This is a genomic window from Mumia sp., assembly GCF_028803055.1.
Taxonomy (GTDB): Bacteria; Actinomycetota; Actinomycetes; order Propionibacteriales; family Nocardioidaceae; genus Mumia.
The window spans coordinates 1-7746 of sequence record NZ_JARBCJ010000161.1 but is presented as its reverse complement, the minus strand read 5'-3'; the positions used below and the strand labels follow the sequence as shown (position 1 = coordinate 7746).

Below are 7746 nucleotides of genomic sequence, written 5' to 3'. Positions count from 1 at the left end.
AAGAAGTTCCTCGAGGACGAGGGCCTGCTCGGCTAGCTGCGAGGTCCGGGGAGATCAGGCTCGTCGAGTCGGACGAGCTGGCACGGACCGCCGAGATAGATCCCGCCGTCGATGTCGAGGACGAGCCCGTCCGCATAGAGCACGGGCTCGTCCTCGGGCGTCACCGGCCCGCCCCGCACCAGCGCGCCGATGGTGTGCCCGTGGACGATGCGTCGGCCACCGAGCGCGCCCAGCATCTGCTCCGCAGCCGCGACGCCGTCCTCTCGAGCGAACGCGTAGCGCGTCGTCAACCTGCGCCACATCTCCCACCAGGTGTCGAGATCGGGCATCTCCAGCTCTGCGCGCACAGCGGCGTTGACCTCGTCGACGGAGTCGCCCCACAGCAGATAGGCCGTCGTGTCGGAGTGCAGGAGCAGGTGGTCGGCGTCGGTGGCGATCACCGGCAGCGTCGTGAGCCAGTCGATCCGGTCCTGGTCGAGACGCTCGAGGTCGCTGACGACACCGCCGTTGCCGATCCAGTTGGCCTCGAAGCTGTAGCGGCCGTCGCTGGGGACCGGCGTCGGCCCGTAGCGGTGCATGCCGAGCATGAGGATCTCGTGGTTGCCGAGGATTGCCGAGGCAGAGCCGCCCGCGTCGGCCGCCTCACCCTCGAGGCGGCGCGCGAGGTCGATCACCCCGATGCCGTCCGGCCCACGGTCGACGTAGTCGCCGAGGAACCACAGCCGAGCGTCGCCGCCCGACCAGTGCTCGTCCTCGTCGATCAGGTCGGCAGACCTCAGGACCTCCACCAGCGCGTCACGGTGCCCGTGGATGTCGCTCACCGCCCACACGTCTCCCACGCACCGACCCTAGAGCGCGCGGGGGGAGTCGGCAGATCGACCCGCCGTGGCGTCGGGCACACCGTCCGGCGTCACTTGTCGATGTCGCCCACCACGAAGAACATGGAGCCGAGGATGGCGATCAGGTCCGCGACGACGCAGCCGCGCACGATCTCGGGCAGCACCGCGATGTTGTTGAAGGACGCCGTCCTCATCTTCAGGCGCCACGGTGTCTTCTCTCCCCGTGAGACCAGGTAGTAGCCGTTGATGCCGAGCGGGTTCTCGGTCCACGTGTAGGTCGAGCCCTCCGGGACCTTGAGGATCTTGGGGAGCTTGACGTTGACGGGCCCCTGCGGCAGGTCGCGCAACCGGGCCACGCAGGCGTCGGCGAGGTCGAGCGACACCCGCACCTGCTCGAGGAGGCATGCGAACCGTGCATAGCTGTCACCCTCGTGACGGGTGACGACCCGCAGCGTCTTGTCGGCGACGAGCTCGTCGTACGCGAGATAGGGCTGGTCACGTCGAAGGTCGAAGTCGACACCCGACGCGCGAGCGATCGGCCCGGAGACGCCGTACGCCTGGACGAGCTCGGGCGACAGCACACCGACCCCTCGGGTGCGGGCGACGAAGATCTCGTTGCCGAGCAACATGTCCTCGATCTGCCCGAGGCGGCTGCGCACGGCCGCGGTCGCAGCGCCGACGCGACCGAGCCAGCCGGCGGGGAGGTCCTCCTTGAGGCCGCCCACGCGGTTGAACATGTAGTGCATGCGCCCGCCCGAGAGCTCCTCCATGACCTCCTGGATCGTCTCTCGCTCGCGGAAGGCGTAGAAGATCGGCGTGATCGCACCGATCTCGAGGGGGTACGAACCGATGAACATGAGGTGGTTGAGGACTCGGTTGAGCTCGGAGAGCAGCATGCGTGCCCAGGTCGCGCGCTCGGGGACCTCGAGGCCCAGCATCCGCTCGACGCCGAGGACGACGCCCACCTCGTTGGAGAAGGCGGAGAGCCAGTCGTGACGGTTGGCCAGGACGATGATCTGCCGGTAGTCCCGGACCTCGAAGAGCTTCTCGGCCCCACGGTGCATGTAGCCGACGATCGGCTCGCAGTGCACGATGCGCTCACCGTCCAGCGTCAGGCGCAGCCGCAGGACACCGTGGGTCGCGGGATGCTGGGGGCCCACGTTGAGGACCATGTCGGTGGTGCCGAGGTCGACGCCGCCGCCGCGCTCGTGCCCGAAGCCCGCCGAGCCCGCACCGACGCCGACGGTCAGCGTGCGGGGAGGGGAGACCTCGTCGCTCGGCATGCCGCTCAGCCTAGCGGCGCCGTGACTGCAGGCGAGAGGAGACGGGTTGACCCGCGCGGTGCAATGATGTGCCCGCGCGCGGCGGCGCGCCACGACACCGAGGAGACCCGTGCCGACCCTTCGCCTGAACGCTCCCAGCCCTTGGAACGGTCGGAGCGGGGGTTCGTTCGACGCGAGGCGCCTGGTCGCGGCCCTCGTCGCCGTCCTGCTCGCCGCCGGAGTCCTGGCGGCTTCGCCGGCCAAGGCCGAGCAGAGCACCCTCAGCTACAACGGCTGGACCGAGGCGTGGGCCGACAGCAGCCTTTGGGTCTCGTTCACCGTGACCGGTGACGTCACCACGGGCACGATGACAGCGGCCTTCGACGGCAAGACGGTCACGCTCGAGCCGGTCGAGGGTTCGGACGCGGTCTACGCCGGCAGCGTGCCAGGCCCGTTGACGGTCGGCACCGGGGTGGTCACCGCGACGTTCACGCCGACCACCGGTGGCCCCGTCACCGGCAGCGGCTCCGTCGTGGTCCGGCAGGAGTTGCGCTATCCCGGCCCGGCGCCGGCAGGGGCGCCGTACGACCGGCCCAACTCCGCCTTCGTGTGGGGCGTCAGCGACACCCTTCGAGCCACGGTGGCAGCCGAGGGCGGCAGCGTCACGCTCTCGGGCGGAGCGGTGCGCGATCCGAGGTTCACCGACCGGTTCCGATTCCCGATCACGGACATGCGCAAGGCGTACCCGGCGAGGATCCAGGCCGGTGGCGTCGTCCGGCTGGCCAGCCCGCGCCGGGAGGTCGTGGTCTCCGACCTCGAGTGGGTGACCCAGGGCATGACCGGTGAGCTGCGCGCTGACGTGACCTACCGTCACCCGGGCCAGACGGCGAGGACAGAGAAGGGCATCGCGTTGGCGTCCGTCGCGGGCCTGTCCGGCGGCGGGGAGCCCACCTGGTCCCAGGCGATCGGCGAGACGCGCGCCACCGTGGCGGGTGCGCGGGTTCTCGGGGTCGCCGCCGGTGCCGACCTCGGCCCGCTGATCTGGACCGTCTACTACTCGGCGACACCCTTCGCGGCTACTGCCCGGATGACGGTCACGCCTGCGGTCACGACGTACGGACGGGCCGCACGGGTGGGGGTGTCGGTCGCTCGTGGCGCGACCTACGCGGCGGGGACCGTGGCGCTGACGGCGGGCAGCCGGTCGCTGGGTACCGTGCGTCTGTCACGGGGTGCGGCGACGGTGGCCGTCCCAGCAGGACTCGCGGTCGGGACGCACCAGATCATCGCGTCGTACCGTGCCGACTTCTCGCCGACGACGGCGGCGGCACGCACCGCCGTGCGGATCACGAAGGCGGGTACGGACGCGAAGGTCCGACTGTCCAAGAAGAAGGTGACCCGCAAGCAGCGGGCGAAGGTGACGGTGACCGTCACCGGCCGCGGCACGACGATCCGTCCCACCGGCACGGTCACCGTCTTCGACGGCAAGAAGCGGGTCGGCAGAGCGACGCTCACGGCGGCCAGGCGCGGCGCGGTGACCGTGACGCTGCCCCGGCTGAAGAAGCGCGGCAAGCACACGCTGCGCATCGTGTACGGCGGCTCGTCCGCCTTCACCGGCTCGTCGGCGCGCGCGGTGCTCCGGGTCCGTTGACGCTCCGCCAGACCGTCCGATGACAGAGGACTCGCAGCTGCGACCAGACGGCGGTCGCAGCTGCGAGTCGTGCGGTGCGAGACGACGTCAGCAGGTCTCGAGCGGCGTCCCCTCGGCGAGGCGGTACTCCGACCGCGTGTCGAACATCAGCGGCACGAGCGCGCGGTTCGCCTGCGCGAGGCTCACCACTCGACCATCGGCGTTGCGGGTCGCCTTCAGGTCATGCAGACGCAGCGTCCGGCGCAGGTCCTGGAAGGTCGCCTCGGTGATCTGGTAGGCGCACATCGGCTCGGGCTCGACCTGGTCGGGATCGGTCGGCAGCATGTCGTCCTGGCCCCCGAAATAGACGACCCCGCCCTGCGTCGCGCCGAGCTCGCGCTGCCGTTCGGCGGCGGCCGCGGTCTCCCGCGCCAGCGTCGCGCGGTTCTCGGCGACCATCTGCGTCGACCCGAGCGCGCTCGCGTAGTTGGTGTCGACCCGGCGGTTGTTGAGGACGCGGACGTCGGCCGCCTCCTCGTCGTTGAGCGGACGGGTCGCGGTCTCGCTGAGCATGCCCACGACGTTCACCAGCCCCGCGTAGTTGCGGAGGATCCGGACCTGCTCGTCTCCGGCCACCTGGAGGAACGGCTCGCCGTCCTTGACGTACTGGCCGTAGATCCCGGCGGTGAAGCCCTCGCTGCGCGCCTGGGCGGCGGAGTACTCCTCGCTCATCTCCTTGCTGAGCGAGTGGACCTGGTCGTCGACGTTGCGGTTGCGCGGCCAGAGGTGGAGCAGGTCGGTCCGGTAGTACTGGTTGGGACCGTACTCGTGGAGGTCGTTGAGGACGTCGGGGTTCCAGTCGCGGATCACCTTCGTGATCGCCCGGCCCTCCGGCGTCGACAGCTCGAGGTAGTCACGGTTGACGTCGACGCCGTCGGCGTTGCCGCGGGTGTTGGCCACCCATCCGTCGGGGTTGGCGTTGACGATGAGCACCGTGGTCCGGGCGAGGAACCGGGTCACCGTGGCGTCGGTGCTCGTAGCGAGGTCGCGGGCGAGCTTCATGCAGGCTTCGCGGCCGGAGGGCTCGTTGCCGTGAACCGAGCAGACGAACATCGCGACCGAGCCACCGGCCGCCTCGGCCTGCGACTTCGGCGCGGGAGAGCCGATCGAGACGAGCTGGAGCGGGCGGCCCTGCGTCGTACGGCCGATGGTGCCGACCGTGACGCGTCGGGAGGAGGCGTCGAGCTGGCGGTAGAACGCCAGGGACTGCGGGTGGGTCGTCCAGGTCGCGCCGCCGGACTGCTCGAACGGCGTCTGCAGCGCGGCCGGGGCGTCCTCGGCCGCCGCGGCGAGGGCCGCCTCGAGACCGTCGTCGCGCTGTCCGGCACCGGCTGACGTGCCGCTGCCGACGAGCGCGGAGGCTGCGAGTGCGATGCCTGCGGCGGTCGCGAGGATCGTGGGCCAAGGTCGGGGTGGGGAGGTGGAGCGCAAGGGATCGTCCTTTCGCCTGAGGCCACCGTTCGCCGAAGACGTCGAGCCCCCGCGGCGGCCACCTGTTCCCCCACCGTGAGGGTCCGTCACCGACTCGGCAACTCCAGTCTGTGAAAAGTCCAGACAAGTGGGGCTCGTCCCTGCTAGCCGATGACGAAAACGGGAACCTCCGGCACACTGTGTGAGCCACGCCACATTCGTTCGGAGGCCCCGAATGCGCAGCACCATGCAGAACGTCCCCCTCAGCCTCGGCCGCCTCATGCGGTACGGCACGACCGCGTACGCCGACGCCACCGTCGTCACCGCCACACCCGACGGCACCCGGACCCGCACGTACGGCGAGATCGGCCGCCGAGCAACGCGCCTGGCGCAGGTGCTGCGAGGGCTCGGGGTGACTGGTGACCAGCGTGTCGGCACCTTCATGTGGAACAACGCCGAGCACCTCGAGTGCTATCTCGCGGTGCCGGCCATGGGCGCGGTCCTGCACACCGTCAACATCCGGTTGTTCCCCGAGCAGGTCGCCTACGTCGTCAACCACGCGGAGGATGCGGTGGTCGTCGTGGACGCCTCGCTCGTCGCGCCGTTCGCGGCGGTGCTCCCGCAGATGAAGACCGTCACCCACGTCCTGGTGGCCGGGCCGGAGGCCGCGGAGGCCGACCTCAGCCCGCTGGAGGCGTCGGGCAGGACGGTCCTGCGCTATGAGGACGAGCTCGCCGCTGCCCCCGACGACGACTTCGCGTGGCCGTCGGTGGACGAGCACGACGCCGCCGCGATGTGCTACACGAGCGGGACCACCGGCCACCCCAAGGGCGTCGTCTACAGCCACCGCTCGGCGTACCTGCACTCGATGTCGATCGCGATGGGCGACAACGCCGGGATGGGCCCGGAGGATCGTGTGCTCCCGATCGTTCCCATGTTCCACGCCAACGCGTGGGGCCTCCCGTACGCGGCCGTGCTGGTCGGCGCGTCGCTGGTGATGCCCGACCGCTGGCTCCAGGCCGAGCCGCTCGTACGCCTCATCGAGGAGACGCGCCCGACCCTCGCGGGCGGCGTGCCGACGGTCTTCAACGACATCCTCGGCCGGATCGACGAGCACCCCTCCGACCTGAGCTCGCTGCGCACCGTCCTCTGCGGCGGCTCCGCCGTCCCGGAGTCGTTGCAGCGCGCGCTCTGGGACCGCCACGGCGTGCGCATCCAGCAAGCGTGGGGCATGACGGAGACCTCTCCCGTCGCCACCTCCGGGAAGCCGCCGCTCGGCGTGGACGAGGAAGAGGCGTGGCGCTTCCGCGCCGGCCAGGGCCGGCTCCTGGGCGGCGTCGAGGCGCGGCTCGTCGGCGACGGTGGAGAGGAGCTGCCGCACGACGGCGAGGCGGTCGGAGAGGTCGAGGTGCGTGGCCCGTGGATCACCGGCTCCTACTACCTTGACGACGACCCCGAGAAGTTTTCCGACGGCTGGCTCCGCACCGGTGACGTCGGGACGATCGATCCACGCGGCTACATCACCTTGACCGACCGCGCGAAGGACGTGATCAAGTCGGGCGGTGAGTGGATCTCGTCGGTCGACCTCGAGAACGCGCTGATGGCCCACCCGGACGTCGTCGAGGCCGCGGTCGTGGGGATCCCCGACGAGAAGTGGCAGGAACGCCCCCTCGCGACGGTCGTGGTCCGCGCGGGCGCCGACGTGACTCCCGAGGCGCTGCGAGACCACCTCGCGGGGTCCTTCGCGGCATGGCAGCTGCCTGAGGCGTGGACGTTCATCGAGGCCGTACCCCGGACCTCGGTCGGCAAGTTCGACAAGAAGGTGCTGCGCAAGGCGTACGCCGACGGAACGCTGGACGTGCGCCGCCGCGAGTGACGGGGCTCCGGGGTCGTCCGGTCAGGGGACCTCGGTCACGATCCACCAGAAGTCACCGAGACCGCCGGCCGCCGTGAGCTCGGCGGCCTCCGAGGCCGCCGCCAGCGCGGCGAGATAGGCGTGCGGGTCGGTGGAGGCGAGCGCGAGCGGAGGACGTGCGCCGACGAGACCCAGGTCGCGCAGCACATCTCGCTGACGACGCAGGGTGCCGCCCACGGCGTCCGCGAGGGCATCGACAGCGACGTGTGCCGTCACGTCGCGGGTGCCGTCGGGGACCACGTCGACCTCCGCGCCGCTGCGGTAGGCCCGCAGGCTGCCGAACGGAGGACGGTCGTCGGCGCGGTGGCCGTAGTCGATCGCGATCGCCGCTCCTCGGACCACCCTGCCGACCGCGTCCCGCCACCACGCCTCCCGTGACAGGCCCACCTCGGCGCGCTCACCCGGGTCGGGGCACGGCCACCAACGGTCGAGCCACGCCAGGGTGTCCGGGTCGCGCACGAGCGGGCCGAGCTCCTCCTCGCCGGTCGCCGGGTCGACCATCACCACCCGCAGGGACCCGTCGTCGTCGCGCTCGACCACGTCGCACGGGAGGTTGTCCAGCAGCTCGTTGGCGATCAGCAGGCCGTCGACGCTGTCCGGGACCTCAGGGCTCCAGCCGATCGTCGGCGGGAG

General features: G+C 71.0%; 6 protein-coding genes. 2 read left to right on the top strand and 4 right to left on the bottom strand.

Features of this window, described 5'->3' with window-relative positions; translation table 11 throughout:
- Window positions 1–32 precede the first annotated feature (32 nt).
- Together PV363_RS14000 and PV363_RS13995 are read right to left on the bottom strand one after the other, a co-directional pair.
- Window positions 33–839, bottom strand: coding sequence for a metallophosphoesterase (locus PV363_RS14000; protein ID WP_220364831.1), 807 nt, complete (start codon window positions 837–839; stop codon window positions 33–35).
- A 71-nt stretch (window positions 840–910) separates the two neighbouring features.
- Window positions 911–2122 (bottom strand): NADH-quinone oxidoreductase subunit D, encoded by a 1212-nt coding sequence (locus PV363_RS13995; RefSeq protein ID WP_220342248.1) that lies wholly within the window; start codon window positions 2120–2122, stop codon window positions 911–913.
- 109 nt (window positions 2123–2231) lie between these two features.
- On the opposite strand from PV363_RS13995, the gene PV363_RS13990 reads away from it, so the two are divergent.
- On the top strand, window positions 2232–3749 hold the full coding sequence (locus PV363_RS13990) for an Ig-like domain repeat protein (RefSeq protein ID WP_301022619.1): 1518 nt from the start codon (window positions 2232–2234) through the stop codon (window positions 3747–3749).
- 87 nt (window positions 3750–3836) lie between these two features.
- Here the strand turns inward: PV363_RS13990 and PV363_RS13985 are convergent, their stop codons facing one another.
- The gene (locus PV363_RS13985; RefSeq protein WP_301022618.1) at window positions 3837–5219 is read right to left on the bottom strand and encodes a M14 family zinc carboxypeptidase; all 1383 of its coding nucleotides are present in this window, start codon (window positions 5217–5219) and stop codon (window positions 3837–3839) included.
- A 214-nt stretch (window positions 5220–5433) separates the two neighbouring features.
- On the opposite strand from PV363_RS13985, the gene PV363_RS13980 reads away from it, so the two are divergent.
- Window positions 5434–7074 (top strand): long-chain fatty acid--CoA ligase, encoded by a 1641-nt coding sequence (locus PV363_RS13980; protein WP_301022617.1) that lies wholly within the window; start codon window positions 5434–5436, stop codon window positions 7072–7074.
- Window positions 7075–7095: 21 nt separating this feature from the next.
- Here PV363_RS13980 and PV363_RS13975 read toward each other — a convergent pair.
- The coding region (locus PV363_RS13975) for an SAM-dependent methyltransferase (RefSeq protein WP_301022616.1) at window positions 7096–7746 on the bottom strand (651 nt) is incomplete at its 5' end.

Bases quoted from the DNA above. Each gene is read 5' to 3' on its own strand.
- PV363_RS13995 (WP_220342248.1), bottom strand. From the start codon at position 2,122: ATGCCGAGCGACGAGGTCTCCCCTCCCCGCACGCTGACCGTCGGCGTC.
- PV363_RS13980 (WP_301022617.1), top strand. From the start codon at position 5,434: ATGCGCAGCACCATGCAGAACGTCCCCCTCAGCCTCGGCCGCCTCATG.